This window comes from Hymenobacter sp. M1-2 (assembly GCF_057808495.1).
The window spans coordinates 1-14,894 of sequence record NZ_JBTYZO010000022.1 but is presented as its reverse complement, the minus strand read 5'-3'; the positions used below and the strand labels follow the sequence as shown (position 1 = coordinate 14,894).

Sequence of the window (14,894 nt, the reverse complement as noted above, 5' to 3'; positions counted from 1 at the left end):
GACTGAAGTCCGTGCCACATAGCTTCATGCTGCTTATGCCGTTACCGCGTCGAGGTGCTTGCGGGCGAAACTGAGGAACCGTTGCGCTTGGGCCGATAGCGGCTGGCCCTGCACCCACACGGCATCGAAATGGCGGGGCAGATGCAAGTCCAACACGGGTACTGCTTCCAACCGGCCCGCGGCTACTTCCTTCGCCAACGCCCGTTTCGAGACTACGCCTAAACACTCCGGGGCGGCTTCTAGATAGGATTTGATGGCCTCGGTATTGTCAAGGTAAAGGGCCACGCGCAGGCTGGACAACTTAATGCCGTGCTTGCGCAACGCATATTCCAATACTTCGAGCGTACCGGAACCCCGCTCCCGCAGCACGAGCGGCTGTTGGAGCAGTGTGGCTAGCGGCAGCGGTGCGGGCGGTGGGCCTGCGGGTGTGGCTTTACGCACTACTTGTAGCTCGTCGTGCAGCAGCAGTTCGTAGTGCAAGTCGCGGCTGCGGACCTGGCCTTCCACGAAACCGAGGTCGAGGTGGCCATGGAGGAGGGCTTCGGCGATTTGTTCGGAATTGGCATTGAGCAGGCTGAGCTGCACTTGTGGGTAGCGCTGTTGGAAGCTTGGCAAGATGGGCGGCAACACGTACTGGGCCAGCGTGGTGCTGGCGCCGAGGCGCAGGCGGCCGGCGGTTTCGTCGTGCAGGGCGTGGAGCTGGTCGGTGAGCTGCTGATGCAGAGTTTCCACTTCATCGGCGTGCTGGAGCAGCAAGCGGCCGGCTTCGGTGAGGCTGACGCGGTTGCCGCGCCGCTCAAACAGCCGTTGCCCGTAGCTGCGCTCCAACTCCCGAATGTGCTTGGTAATAGCGGGCTGGGTGATGTAAAGCTCCTGCGCCGCCTTGGTGAAACTCAGGTGCCGGGCCACCGACTGAAAAACGCGCAAACGAAAATCGGGCATAAACGAAAGTAGCGCGAAATCTGGCGTGGCGGTTACCTTACGGCCCTCATTTGCCTCCGACTTTAGGGCCTTTGAGCCACCATCTTCACCAGACGCACGTTTTGCTTGCCGAAATCAGCCACGGCCATGGGCTCCTCGTAGCGCAGTATTTTCAGACCAGCCGCCGTGTAGAGGTTCTTCAGTTCATTGGTGCCGAACACTACGCCGGAGCCGATTTTACGCTCTTTGGCCGCGTCCTCATGAAAACCTTCCAGCACCACGATGCCGCCGGGCTTTAAAGCCTGCATCACCTTCTTGGCGTACTCGCGCCCACCGGCGTAGGACAGCACTATTAGATCCCATTTACTTGTGCCCCAATAATATCGGTCCACGTCTTCTACCACGGTAGTGATTTTCACCTTGGCGGCGGTGGCTTTTTTTTGCGCCAGAGTCAGAGCTTGATCGGCAATGTCGACCCCAACTACCTGCCAACCTTGCTGAGCCAGAAAAATGGCGTTGCGCCCTTCCCCCATGCCCACATCCAACGCGGTGCCCGGCGGGCGCCCCTGCACGGTTTGGGCCAGCAGGGCATTGGGAGCCGCATTAAGAACCCGCAGCCGCGCCAGCGAATCGGTGAGTACAAAATTCCACTTCTTCCGCTCGGCTGCCAGTTGTTCGGCGTAGGCGGTATCAGGCGGTGAGGCGGCGGAAGAAAGAGTTGCTGGCTTGGCCGGAGTGTCGGGAGCCGACTGCCCGTAGCTGTGGTAGCCAGTCAGAAACAAAAGCAGGAACAGAACCGCGGCTTGTTGCATGAGAAATGGCTTGGTGGTAAGGCAATTAAACGGGCCGAATGTAGCCAAATTCGCGTCGGCCACAATTGGATGAGAAAATGATGGGCGCAGACGGGCCTATCAGAGTAGCCGCTTTCTATCTACCTTGGTCAACTAATTTTGTCTCTTATTTACTGATGAGAAAACCACTTTTGACTGCGCTGACGCTGTTGCCGCTAACTGCGGCGGCGCAACAAACCGTATACACGCCGGAGCTGCTCTGGAAACTGGGGCGCCTGGGCGAAATGCAGGTGTCGCCGGACCGCAAAACGGTGGCGTACACCGTGACGCGCTATTCCCTAGCCGACAATAAGGGCAACTCCGACATCTGGACCGTGCCCGTAGCAGGCGGCGCGGCCCGGCAGCTCACCAACACGCCCGGCTCCGAAAACACCATCAACTGGCGGCCGGATGGCAAGCTGACCTTCATTTCCGGGGAAAGTGGCACCGACCAGCTCTACGTGATGAATGCCGACGGTACGGGCAAGCAGCTACTGAGCCAGTTTCCTGACGAGGGCCTGAGCAACCTCAAATACGCGCCCACCGGCAAATTCATCTTGTACACGCAGGACGTAAAAACCGGCCAGACCGTGCAGGACATCTACCCAGACCTGCCCAAGGCCGACGCCAAAATCATCGACGACCTGAACTACCGCCACTGGAACGCCTGGGACGACTACAAAGCCTCGCACGTGTTCTTCCAGCCCATCGGCGACGATGGCAAACCCACGGGCTACGGCAAGGACGTGATGGCGGGCGAGAAGTTTGACGCCCCGCTACAGCCGCTGGGTGGTTCGGAGCAATTGACTTTCGCGCCCGATGGGTACCGGCTCGCCTACACCTCGCGCAAGCTCACAGGCAAAGCCGAAGCGCTAAGCACCAACTCCGACATCTACCTCTACGACGTGCGTACCGGCCAAACGCAGAACCTGAGCGAGGGCCTGGGCGGCTACGATACCGAACCCGCCTTCGCGCCCGATGGCAGCAAAGTGGCTTGGCTGAGCATGGCGACGCCGGGCTTCGAGGCGGACCGCAACGGCATTGTGGTGTACGATTTCAAGACCAAGAAGAAAGTGGACATCACGGCTGGCTCGGAACAAAGCGCCGGCAATATTCGCTGGACTACCGATGGCAAAAGCATTGTGTTCGTGAGCGTGCTGGCCGGCACGGAGCAGCTGTTTTCGGTGCCGAGCAAGGGCGGAAAAATCAAGCAGCTGACCAAGGGCGCACAGAATTACAACGCCTTCGAGCTGGCTGGCAACGATGTGGCCATTGCCAACAAAACCACCCAAGCCCAACCCGCCGACCTCGTGCGCGTGGATCTGAAAACCGGCCGCGAAACGCCGCTCACCAATATCAACCAGCAAGAGCTGGCCGGCGTGAAGACGGGCAAGACCGAAGCGCGGATGGTAAAAACCACCGACGGCAAGCAGATGCAGGTCTACGTCATCTACCCACCCGACTTCGACCCGGCCAAGAAGTACCCTACGTTGCTGTACTGCCAAGGCGGCCCGCAGAGCCCGATTACGCAGAGCTTTTCGTACCGCTGGAATTTTCAGCTGCTGGCCGCCAACGGCTACATTGTGGTGGCTCCCAACCGGCGCGGTTTGCCGGGCTTCGGTACGGAGTGGAACAACAGCATCTCCGGCGACTGGGGCGGGCAGCCCATTCGGGATTATCTGTCGGCCATTGATGCCGTGAGTGCGGAGCCGTACGTGGATAAGGACCGGCGCGGCTGCGTAGGCGCTTCTTACGGCGGCTACTCGGTGTACTTTTTGGCTGGCAAGCACGAGGGCCGATTCAAGACCTTCATTGCGCACTGCGGCCTCTACAACCTTACCAGCTGGTACCCCACCACCGAGGAAATGTTCTTCGCCAACCAGGACCTGAAAGGTACCCCCTGGGACGCCAAGCTCAACAAAACCTACACCGACTTCAACCCGCAGCAGTTTGCCAAAAACTGGGATACGCCCATGCTCGTCATCCATGGCGGCAAGGATTTCCGGGTGCCTGAAAACCAGGGCATGGAGGCTTTCGGCACGGCGCAGCTGCGCGGCATTCCGAGCCGGTTCCTATACTTCCCCAACGAAGGCCACTGGATCAGCAAGCCGCAGAACTCGGTGCTTTGGAACCGCGTGTTCTTCGACTGGCTGGCCCGCTCGCTGAAACCAGAGGCGCAACCAGCCAAGTAAGCTTCTGCATTATGTAGATCGAAAAGCCCGCTTGGTTCTTCCAGGCGGGCTTTTTTCGTACTTGAGCTTACTAGGCAGTCTCGAGCCAGCTGCGTTGGCTCTTCATCTCCACTCAATCTTATGACGGACGTTTCAGCTTTACTCACAGAAATCAAAGAACAGCTTACTAGCTCGTTTACGCACATTGATGCGTGGTTCGATAAGGACGAAGCCGTGCGAGAATACCAGCCTAGCGGTGGTGGTTGGAGCGTACAGCAGATTCTGGAACATATTGGCCTGACTAATTTCTTCCTGCTCAAACTAATTCGCAAAGGCACGCAAAAAGCCTTGCTCAACACGCGCAACCTGGATTTAGCCTCAGAGCTAGCGAGCTACCAGTTTCACCGAGAGAAGCTGAGTGAAATAGGTATTCACCGTTCCTTCGACTGGATGCGGCCCGAACACATGGAGCCGCATGGAGAGAAGACTTGGCCGGAGGTACGGCAGCAACTGCACGGGCAGCTAGCCGAATGCCTGGATTGCCTCCAACAGCTGCGCCATGGCGAAGGAGTGCTATATCGCACTACCATGACGGTGAACGAGCTAGGCAAGATTGATGTGTATGAATACCTCTACTTCCTGGCCCAGCACGGCCAGCGGCACCTGACGCAGATGCAGCGCAACAAGCAAGAGTACCTAGCATCTTCCAAGTAGCTTCCGGTAAGTGACCGTCTGCGCTTGGCTGCGCCATGCTCAAGACAGCCCACCTGTATTTTGTGGCAGAGCACAACGAGCTGGAACAGCCCTCCTACCCCAGTACTTCCTCCGTCACCTTGTCCAGGTCGCTGCTGACTTTCTGGATGAAGTCGAGCTGCTCGGTGAGGTGCGAGTCGGCGGGGGCGGGGGGCTTGGGGGCTTCGGGGGTGGCGAGAACCGAATAAGAAAAACTTACAGCTCAGTCGCAGACGACTTCAATTCGTCAATCCGTAGTAATATAGTATTCTCGGCGGCTACGCGCGGATTACTGCTGCTGGCCAGACTCAAGTCCGGCCCCACGACCAGTAGCCCGTTAAGTAGTATGAGCAGCGCAGAAATTATGGTTAAGAGCGTGCCTGGAAATTAGCGGGGCCTGGCTCGTTACGGCGTTATAGTCAAATCGGCAGTCAAGCAACCGGACTGTGGCGATACGGTCATGATCAAGGGCGAAACAACGAAAGCAAGTCCCGCACCGTGTTAAAGCGCCAGCCCACACATACGCCCGGCAGCTTCCGGCCGCAACCAGTTGTTTGAATTATACAGAAACTGGTTTGAGTAGCGAAACCCTAGTCCAGCCGGCCAGTGCGACTTTTGCAGCGTCAGGTACTCCACCTGCTTTTCGGCGGCGACAACCGCCTTTATCAATCAACAGAAATAATATGCAAGCAGTCAAGATTAACCAGTACGGCGACGAGAGCGTTCTGCAACTGGTGGACGTACCCACGCCGGAGCCCGCCCACGACGAGGTGTTAGTCAAAGTGTACGCGGCCAGCGTAAACCCGATAGACTGGAAGATCCGCGACGGGGCGGGTGTTCGTTTCGGAATGCAGCTACCCATTTTTCTGGGCAGCGAAATTGCCGGGGTGGTGGCGCAGGTGGGTGAAAGCGTCACGGAGCCGCGCGTGGGCGACGAAGTGTACGGTACGGTCAAGGCCGGTGGCTACGCCGAGTATGTTTTAGCCAAGCCGGAAGCGCTAGCACCCAAACCTGCGGCGCTGGACTTCACCCAAGCGGCGGCCATTCCGTTGGCCGCGCTCACCGCTTGGCAAGCCCTGTTTGATTTGGCCAACCTTCGCGCCGGGGAGCGCGTGCTGATTGCCGGGGCCGCCGGCAGCGTGGGCGCGCTGGCCATACAGCTGGCCAAAGCCAAGGGGGCCGTCGTGACGGGCCTGGCTTCGGGCGGCAACGAGGCGTTCGTCCGGGGCCTGGGGGCCGACGAGTTCGTGGACTACACCACGCAGCCGTTCGAGAACGTGGTCTCGGACATGGATGTCGTGTTCGACGCGGTTGGAGGAAACACTTTTGAGCGAGCTTTCGCTTGCGTGAAGCAAGGCGGCACCCTAGTTACGGCCGTGGCCTTCCCGACCCCGGAGCAGGAAGCACAATTCGGCATCCGGGCGGTACGGGTGTACAGCCAGCCCAACCGCGAAGAACTGGACCAGATCAGCCAGCTTGTGGAAACCCACCAACTCCATGCACGGGTGGCCCAGGTTTTTCCGCTGGCGCAGGTTGGCATGGCGCAGAAGTTGTCTAAAGAGGGACACACCAAGGGGAAAATCATCTTACAGCCTCTCCACTAACCCACTTCCGGCACTTCACAATCTGTCGGTCATCTGGCGGCAGTCTTGAGCCAACTGCGTTAGCTCCCGCGCCGCCTAGCGGTGCCAGATGGCTGGGCGGCTCTGGCACCGCTAGGCGGCGCGGGAGCGTTGTAGGCCTGGTTTTCTACAACACTGCCGCCGCAACGTAGGGTTGCTACTTATTCGATTTGTTGAAGCAAGATACCAGAACTCCCCTACCCCAGCACTTCCTCCGTCACCTTATCCAGGTCGCTGCTGACTTTTTGGATGAAGTCGAGCTGCTCAGTGAGGTGCGAGTCGGCAAGGGCGGTATCGGGTGGTTTGGGGGTTTCGGTGGGAGCGGCAGCCGGAACTTCGGGTTCGGTGGGGTCGAGGCGGCGGAGGCTGCGGTGCAGGGCTTGCTGGGCCTGGCGCACGGGCCGTAACAGGGTACTGGCGTACACTGGGCGGGTTTCGCCGGCCAGCAGCGCGGACGTGATGGATGCCACGTTGGAGGACAGAATGTGGTTCAGCACCACAAACTCGTGCACTTCGCTGGGGCGGTGCTGCTTGCCGCGCGGCTCCGACGACATGCGCTGAAACGCCGCCGCTAGATTCGCGGAGCTGACGTACACCTCCTTGCGTGCCAATTTGTAATCGACAACCGCCACAGCAGAGCCGACGAGGGTTTCCTGAAGCGTTTGGAGGTAGCGCAGGTTGGCGCGCAGCACCGCCTTCATGTAGTCGTGCAGCTGGTCGGATTCCCAACGCGGAAACAGCAGGTAGCTGGCTCCGAAGGCTAGCAGGCAGCCTAGCACGGTATCTAAAATCCGCTCCTCTACCACGGCCAGGTAAGGCAGGCCCAGAAAGCTAAACAGGATCAGCACAAAGGGCGTCATGAACGTGACGGCCACGATGTAGTTGCTGCGCGTGAAGCTGAAGGAAGTGAGCATAAACAAGGCCAGCAATGCCACCAGCACGGCTTGGTCGCGGACGAGCCACAGCACCAGCCCGCCAATTACGCCGCCCGCCAGCGTGCCCAGCACCCGGTGAATGTTGCGCTGCTTGGTGAGGCTAAAGGCGGGCTTGAGCATGTACGTGATGGTCATGATAATCCAGTAGCTGTGGTGGCCGGGCAGCAGCACTTTCGCCACCACGAAGCCCGCCAGGCAAGCCAGCATCATGCGCATGGCGTGCCGGAAAACGCCAGAGCTGAGCGTCAGATGGTCGCGGAGCTGGCTGAGAGTGAAGCTTTGGTGGGCCACGAAGCGCCCAAACTCCAGCTCCCGGCCAGTAGCCGCGGGGGCGTTGACATCGAAATATGCTTGGATGTCTTGCAACCGCTGGGTGAGGTTGCGTAGGTTCACCAGAATCTTCTTCAGCACCCGCGTGTGGCCGGGCTGAGCGGGGTCTTCCAGCGTATCGATGCGGGCTTTGATCTGTTCTAGCGCGCCGTTCAGATTTGCGGGCGAAGTGTAGCCGTGGTTGGCTTGTATGGCAAACCCAATCCTTTCCAGTTCTGTAGCCTGTTTTTCCACCAGGTCCGCAATGGCATCGAGCACGCCGGTGGCTTCGAACCGGGTGTGCAAGGCAGCGTAATCGTAGTACGTGACCGTGATTTGCTCGTAGAGGTCTACCACATCTACGAAGGTGAGGACCAGCCGCCGCCCCGTGCCCGTGGATTCCTGCATCATCTGGCGGGTTTTGAACAGCAGCTCCCGCACGGCATCCTGCTTTTCGCTCACCGTTACCTGCTGCGTCATGAGGCGGCGGTAGTCTTCCTGGAGGCTGGTGCCGGTGCGGTAAAATTCCGCCTTCAGCCGCAGAAAGCCCGCCACTACCCGAATACACTCCCCTAGCGCCTGCTGCGCCGGCCGATACGGCAGGATATGGTTGGAAAGCAAACTCAGCAGCAGATACCACAGGCCCCCAGCCGTGACTTGCAGCGTGTGCGCCAACAGTTGCGACCAAGTGAGTGTGCGGTCTATCATCAAGATGATGAGCAGCAGGCCCGCCGTGCCCACTGAAGCGGCGCGGTTGCCGTACACCAGAAACAGCGTGAACACAAAGCTGAGTACCCCAATTTCCAGCCCCAGCAGCCACAAATACGGTTGTACCAGCCCCGTCAGCAAAGACAGTACTGGCAGCAGCGCCGTCGTTACGAGCATAGCGTTGCGCTTGTGCACTACTGGCCCCGGCGTATCGGTGATGCTGACGCACAACGCGCCCAGCGCCACGCCTAGGCCCGCTTCCAACTGCCCCAACCAGCCCAACAGCACGCCTGGCCCCAGCACGGCCAGCGTGGTGCGCAGGCCATCCGAAAAATCCTGGCTGAAGAAGAAGTAGCGAAACTGGCGGGCGTGGTCGTTCATGGAGGCGGCAGGCAGCGACAGGTTTGAAAGCACCCGCGCGGCAGAAGAACCGTGGGCTAAACTACCGCAAAATCAGTTGCTACCCCTCAGCCAGCATAGAGAGCAAACACGTTTTCGAACCTCTGAACGCCTATTATTTGTCCTCAAAACCAACCAAAAAGCCACGTGGTACGCTGCAAGAACAGCAGCATCCCACGTGGCTTTTTGGTTAACAGTTGATTACGATTCGCTCAGGCGTGCATCTGCTCGAAGATAGGTAGCGTATACCGCTGCCCGCTGCTGAGTAGGTGCAGGCGCAGGTCGCGGATGGAGAAGGTTTCGCCGGGCTGCACCTCGTGGATATTGGTGTCGGTAATACTCATGCCGTCGAGCACTACCACCATGCCGCTGCCAATGATTTCCAGCTCCCGGCCTTTGGTGACGATGACGGCCGTGTCTTCTTCCAGCCCCAGCCCAACGCACGCGGGATTGGTGGCAATAATCTGAGCCATGCGCACAATACGGCCCCGCGCCACGAAGTGCGTGTCGATGGCCACATTGTGCAGAAATTCGAGGCCGGTGGTGATGTGGATTTCGTCTTTGCGCATGCCGGCATTGTTGCGGCCCTGGTAGATCATGGGCGTACTCATGGCCGACGCGCCGGCGCTGGTACCGGCAATAATGAAGTTCTCGTGGGAGTAGCGCTCCTTGAGGCGGCGCTGAAACTCGGTGCCGCCAAGCAGGGCCGTGAGGCGCAGTTGGTCGCCACCCGTAAACATGACCCCGGCCGCCTCGTTGAGCAGGCGTAGACTCTCTTCGGTATCGGCAGCCTGGCGGGCCTTTATATTGAGAACTTCCACCCCCGCCGCCCCGAAGTGGCGGAACACCCGCACGTAGTCTTCGGCGGCTTCCTGAGGCTCTTCCGAAGCAATGGGCAGCACCAGAATCGGGCCCCGGCCCCCTATTTCTTCCACCACCCGCCGCAGAATCACGGCATCGGCCATATCCTCATTGGCATCATTGGGCAGGTTTTTCTGTTCGTGCCCACCAATAGCGATGAGCATACCCAGTGGGTGCGGGCAAGTAGCTTCCGCGGAGGCAGCCGCCGGAGCGGTTTTATTTTTTTTGGCGGGCATGGCAATAGCCGGGATAAGGGCAAAAGAATGACTCGCAGCCCTGCGATATGCAGCCTACGCGGGAAAAATCAGTGATTTTAGCGTACTAAAGAAGTCACTCAACAGAGGCCAGGTCTTCGTTGGCGGGGCCACTCAGGAGTTGGCCGTATGCCGTGAACCGGGAACCGTGACACGGGCAGTCCCAGCTGCTTTCCAGCGAATTCCAGTGTACCACGCAGTGCAGGTGGGGGCAAATGGCCGAGCACTCGTGCACTTGCCCTTTGGGGTCGCGGTACACGGCTACTTTCAGAGGGCCGCGGCCTATTACGGCGCCGGAGCCGGGAGCTATTTCTTCGGCGCTCTTCACCTCGCCGCCCGTGAGCAGGTCGGTGTATTCGGCGGCTACGTTGATATTTTCCTTCACGTACTCCTTCACCGATTCCAACTTCAATGTCACGCGGCCCGGGTCGTAGAGTTTGGCCCAGGGATTCTCGCGGCCCAGAATCAGGTCCGTCACAATCATGGGGCCGAGCGTGCCGTGCGTCATGCCGTGGCCGGAGTCGCCGGTGATGATGTAGACGTTCTCCTCGTCGAGCGGATTGCGGCCGGCATAAGCCAAACCATCTACCGGCTCCATCACCTGCCCCGACCACCGGTAGTCGATGCCCTTAACAGTGGGGAAATTCTCCCGCGTCCAGTCTTCGAGGCATTGCAAATGGTCTTCCGGCTCGGGCTCCTGGCCGGTTTTGTGGTCCTCGCCGCCCACAATGAGCAGGTCGTAGTCGGTTTGGCCGCCGCGGGGACCAGCATCCACTTTTTGCAGGCGAATGTAGTGGTACGGGTCGGCGGTATCCCAGTACAAGGCCGTCGTGACAGAGCCTTTGGGCACCCGCGCGCCCACCACGTACGTGCGGTAAGGGTGCTGCTTGGTGTGCATCACCACTCGGTCGTTGAATGGCGTATTGGTGGCAATAACTACGGCATCGGCTTCCACTTCGTGGCCCTCGGTAGTGGTGACGCCGGCGCTGCTACCACCTTTTACCTTGGAGGCGTGGGTGTGCGTGAAAATCCGGCCGCCCTGGCGCGTAATAGCATTGGCGAGCCCGCTTAGGTATTTGAGGATGTGAAACTGGCCTTGGTTCGGAAACACCAAGCACTCGCCCGTCGTGAAGCCTTGCACGCCTGCATCGGGTAGGCGGCGCACGTCGATGAGGCCCGCCCGGTGGGCTGCTTCCAGCTCCTGGTCCAGTTCCTTCGCTTTACCGTCCTTGGGCAGAAACAAATAGCCATCGAGGCGCTCGAAGTCGCAGGCTATCTTTTCGCGCTTCACTATTTCTTCAATCTTATCGATGGCGGCGCCGTGGCTTTCGGCGGCGAGGCGGGCGCCTTCCTTGCCGAAAAGATTTTCCAGCGTGGTGTACCGGTCGTCCAGGGCATTGGAGAGGTGCGCCGTCGTGCGGCCCGTTTCGCCAGACCCGATTTCGCCATCTTCCAGCACCACCACTTTTTTACCTGCTCTGCCTAGCAAATAGGCGGTAGTCAGGCCCGCAATGCCCGCTCCTACTACCACTACATCGGTGGTGGTGGGGCCAGTGAGTTTGACAAATGAAGGCAGCGAAGGAGCGGTGGCAAACCATGAGGTTTGGGTGGTGCCGGAGGTGCGGTCGGGGTTGGGCTGATTGGCCATAGACGAGCGGGAAGAGGTGAAGTGCTTCTTCCATACGCCCGCTTTTCCATCGAGGTTAAGGTGGAGCTTAGATATTCAACCGTAGATGCAAAGCCAGGCGGATATAGGAATTATGAAAAAAGCACTCACCTATTCCACTCAGTATCATCTTTCTGTTAAGATGTACTAATCTCGCCAGAAAACGCCCAATGCCTTTTTGAAGCGGTCGAAAGAAACCCTATACTTGATTTATCTTCCCCCTACACAATTGGTCGTCATGAGGAAAATCATACTCTTACTCAGTATTCTACTGACTGCCGCGGAGCTGCGTGCCCAAACTACGCGCACCGTAACGAGCAGCGCGGATAGTGGTGCCGGCACGCTCCGCGAGGCACTAACGGCGGCCGCTAACGGTGACCAAATCGTGTTTGCGCCGAGCTTGGCGAACCAGACCATTCGGCTTGCTTCGCAGCTCACGCTCAACAAGAGCGTCACCATAGATGGACAGGCGGCTGCTAACCTCCGGCTCAGCGGCCAGAACACCGTGCGCATCCTGCTCATCGATTACAGCTTCGTGACGGTCAGCATCAAGAATCTCACTTTCGCCAACGGCCGGGCCACGGACACCAACCCGAACAACACGTTGCGCGGCGGCGCCATCGAGCTGCTCGACCCCAACACACTGCGGCTGGAAAACTGCCGGTTCCTGAACAACGTGGGCGAACGGGGTGGGGCCCTCTTCGTAGGCTACGGCGCCCGCGCCACCGTAATTGGCTGCACTTTCAACGACAACGATGGCTCCGTGGCGGGCGACGGATTCAGCGCGGGCGCCATTTCCACCTATGGCGGCGGGCCGGGCGCTACAGTGCTTTCCAACGGCGTGGGCGGCAACGCCAAGCTGGAAGTGCGGGACTGCACGTTCCGGCGCAACAAAGGCGTTAATGGCGGCTGTATTTACGTGCTGCTCGGGGGGCTGGAAGTGGAAAACTGCCTGTTCAGAAAGAGCGAGGCCGAATCGGGCGGCGCTATTTTCCAGGATGGCTGCAACGGCACCGAGCGCGAAGACATGATTGGCGGCACCACTATCATTCGCAACTGCCAAATCGATAGCAGCGTGGTGCGGGGGCTGGGCGGCGGGTTTTTCCTGTGGGGCTACTCGCGCGATAAATATGTGATTGAAAACACGACTATCGCGCACAACACCGTAGTGCGCGGCGGCCAGTTCAACGATTCCAAAGGCGGGGCATTTCACGTGCGCGACCGAGCGTCGCTGCTGGTCCGCAACTGCACCATCGCCGACAACAGCGTAGCGGCGCAAGGTGGCGGCGTCTGGATAGACTGCCGCGGACCCGAGGGCATAACGTTCGAGAATTGCACGTTCAGCGGCAACCAAGCGGCCACCAGCACCGGTGGCGGCGACATTGGCGGCGCCGTTATTCTCAACACGCCCGCCAACGTGCCCATTCGAATCACCAATACCACCTTCGTCAACAACAAAGCCGACCGACAAGCCGGCGCTATTTGGATAGCCGGGGCGCCCAACGCGCAAAATCTGACTTTGACGAATTGCATTTTCAGCGGCAACCGCGCTGGGTTTGATGGGCAGCGTGAGCAAAACGTCAACTTCCCGGCCCTGAGCGGCGGGGGTAATTTCGTGCAGAACGCAAATGGCGCAATTCAAAATATTCCCAGTGCCACCTATCTGGCCGATTTGCGCCTCAGCCCTATGCTCCAAAACGTAACGGTGGCCGGACGTACTATGCCCGTGCACGCGCTGCTACCTACCAGTCCGCTTATTGACGCGGGCGTGGCCGTGGCCGGCCTCAGCACCGACCAGCTCGGCACCACCCGCCCGCAAGACGGCAACCGCGACGGCACGGCCCAGTTCGACCCCGGCGCCGTGGAGTTCAGCACGGCAACCCCGCTGGCTGCTACTTCCGGCACGACTGAGCTACCGTTCCGCAATTTCCCCAACCCCTTCGCTGAACGCACCACTGTGGCCTACACGCTCGACAAAGCCGGGTCGGTGCGGTTGGAGCTACACAACGCCACCGGCCAGCGCGTAGCCGTACTGCTCGACGCGCCGCAAGCCGCCGGCCCGCACACTTTTACCCTGGCTGCCGACACTTACAAACTGGCCAACGGCGTGTACTACTGCACCCTACAAACCGAAGACAGCCGCCAAAGCCAGCGCCTGGTGCTCTATTAGTTGTTGGTTGTTAGTTGTTGGTTGCTGGTTTTTCGTTTTTGGTCGTGTAGATCTTGTGATAGAAACTGTTTAGGAAGTCATCTGAAATCCTCCTGAACGTTATGCTTGCTTTAGCGTCCGCTTGTCGAAGCATGACCGAATGGACTTCTCAAACAGCTTCGTAGTAAGAATCGAACAACAAAAGCCAAAAACGAAAAACCAACAACCAAAAACCAATCTAGTATAGTACGTCGTCGATGGGAGCCAGCTTGGGGGGCAGGTGGGTTTCGCCGAGCATCTCGCGCAGGTCGATTTCGATGGTGCGGCAGATAGCCGTCATGGACACGTCGTTGATTTCGTTTTCGAAGGGGTTTTCCGAGGTGTGGCCTACTACTTCGATGGTGTTGAACACCCACGAGACGAGCACCGAAAACGGCACGGTAAGCCAGATGTGGGAAGGTCCGAGCTTGGCAAATTCGCCGATGAGGCCCAGCGGCAGCAGCGCCGCGAGCAGCCACACAAACACGAAGCTGTAATAAGCATACTGGCGTGGAAAGGGCGTATTCTTGATTCGCTCACAGCCGCCTTGCAGATTGAAGAGCTGTTCCAGGCTCTGCATCATGTTCACGTGCTGGAAATCGTTGAGCAGGCCGCGCTCCTCGCGCAGCACGCGCAGGTCGGCGGCTTGCTGGCGCAGCAGGTGGGCCGGTGGGTTCTGCTTGCGCCGCACAGCAGCCGACTCGGCCGGATCGAGGAAGGGCGCTACGTCGGTGTCCCACAGATCGGGCTGGCGGCGCAGGTTCAGGCGCACCGCGTTTACCCACGCTATTTGCCGGTATACGAGGCGGCGGTGGCGCAGCGCTAACTCCGCTCCCGAAGCGGCCGGCGCATCCACCCCCGGCGCATCCACCACCGACGTCACGTATTCCAGCGCCTGCACGGACCACGTACGGCTGTAGTTCACGATGCCGCCCCACAGCTGCCGCCCCTCCCAGAAACGGTCGTAGGAGCCGTTATTCTTAAAACCGATGTAGAACGCCACCGCCGTGCCCAGCAGCGCCACCGGCTGCCACGGAATGGATATATAGCTTACGCCAAGCGGCCCGTAAAGCAGGCATACCATGGCGGAATAGACCGTAAAGATCAGCAGACTCTGCCGGGCATACTTCCAGGTGATGTGCCAGCGAATGTTTTTCCGAACGTACATTTTTTACTGAGTGAATGGTTGAATTGTTAAATGGCTGAATTGCTAATGGTTAAATGGTTGATTGTTCTGGTGGCTCTAGGTTGTACGGACAATTAGCGCAGCCACAACAAGGCCGCAACGAAATGGACCA

General features: G+C 59.2%; 10 protein-coding genes. 4 read left to right on the top strand and 6 right to left on the bottom strand.

Going from position 1 to position 14,894, the window contains the following annotated elements:
* Positions 1-33: 33 nt before the first annotated feature.
* Entirely contained in the window at positions 34-942 is a 909-nt protein-coding gene (locus ACYSMN_RS19325) for a LysR substrate-binding domain-containing protein (RefSeq protein ID WP_488925551.1), read from the bottom strand.
* Positions 943-1,004: 62 nt separating this feature from the next.
* Complete coding sequence (locus ACYSMN_RS19320; protein ID WP_488925550.1) at positions 1,005-1,733, bottom strand: class I SAM-dependent methyltransferase; 729 nt, start codon at positions 1,731-1,733, stop codon at positions 1,005-1,007.
* 155 nt (positions 1,734-1,888) lie between these two features.
* Between ACYSMN_RS19320 and ACYSMN_RS19315 the strand changes: the two genes are divergently transcribed.
* The 3 genes from ACYSMN_RS19315 (at position 1,889) to ACYSMN_RS19305 (ending at position 6,258) form a co-directional block, all read left to right on the top strand.
* A complete protein-coding gene (locus ACYSMN_RS19315; RefSeq protein ID WP_488925549.1) occupies positions 1,889-3,943 on the top strand; it encodes a S9 family peptidase in 2,055 nt (684 codons plus the stop codon).
* A gap of 120 nt (positions 3,944-4,063) precedes the next feature.
* Complete coding sequence (locus tag ACYSMN_RS19310) at positions 4,064-4,636, top strand: DinB family protein (protein ID WP_488925548.1); 573 nt, start codon at positions 4,064-4,066, stop codon at positions 4,634-4,636.
* A 701-nt stretch (positions 4,637-5,337) separates the two neighbouring features.
* Positions 5,338-6,258 (top strand): NADP-dependent oxidoreductase, encoded by a 921-nt coding sequence (locus ACYSMN_RS19305; RefSeq protein ID WP_488925547.1) that lies wholly within the window; start codon positions 5,338-5,340, stop codon positions 6,256-6,258.
* Between the two features lie 215 nt (positions 6,259-6,473).
* Here the strand turns inward: ACYSMN_RS19305 and ACYSMN_RS19300 are convergent, their stop codons facing one another.
* The 3 genes from ACYSMN_RS19300 to ACYSMN_RS19290 all read right to left on the bottom strand — a co-directional run bounded on the left by ACYSMN_RS19300 (position 6,474) and on the right by ACYSMN_RS19290 (position 11,390).
* A complete protein-coding gene (locus ACYSMN_RS19300) occupies positions 6,474-8,609 on the bottom strand; it encodes an FUSC family membrane protein (protein ID WP_488925546.1) in 2,136 nt (711 codons plus the stop codon).
* A 230-nt stretch (positions 8,610-8,839) separates the two neighbouring features.
* Complete coding sequence (locus ACYSMN_RS19295) at positions 8,840-9,724, bottom strand: cyanophycinase (RefSeq protein WP_488925545.1); 885 nt, start codon at positions 9,722-9,724, stop codon at positions 8,840-8,842.
* A 94-nt stretch (positions 9,725-9,818) separates the two neighbouring features.
* Positions 9,819-11,390, bottom strand: coding sequence for an FAD-dependent oxidoreductase (locus ACYSMN_RS19290; protein WP_488925544.1), 1,572 nt, complete (start codon positions 11,388-11,390; stop codon positions 9,819-9,821).
* Between the two features lie 256 nt (positions 11,391-11,646).
* Between ACYSMN_RS19290 and ACYSMN_RS19285 the strand changes: the two genes are divergently transcribed.
* Entirely contained in the window at positions 11,647-13,578 is a 1,932-nt protein-coding gene (locus tag ACYSMN_RS19285; protein WP_488925543.1) for a right-handed parallel beta-helix repeat-containing protein, read from the top strand.
* A 217-nt stretch (positions 13,579-13,795) separates the two neighbouring features.
* On the opposite strand, the gene ACYSMN_RS19280 is transcribed toward ACYSMN_RS19285, so the two are convergent.
* Positions 13,796-14,764, bottom strand: a complete 969-nt coding sequence (locus ACYSMN_RS19280) for a bestrophin family protein (RefSeq protein ID WP_488925542.1) — start codon at positions 14,762-14,764, stop codon at positions 13,796-13,798.
* Positions 14,765-14,894 lie beyond the last annotated feature (130 nt).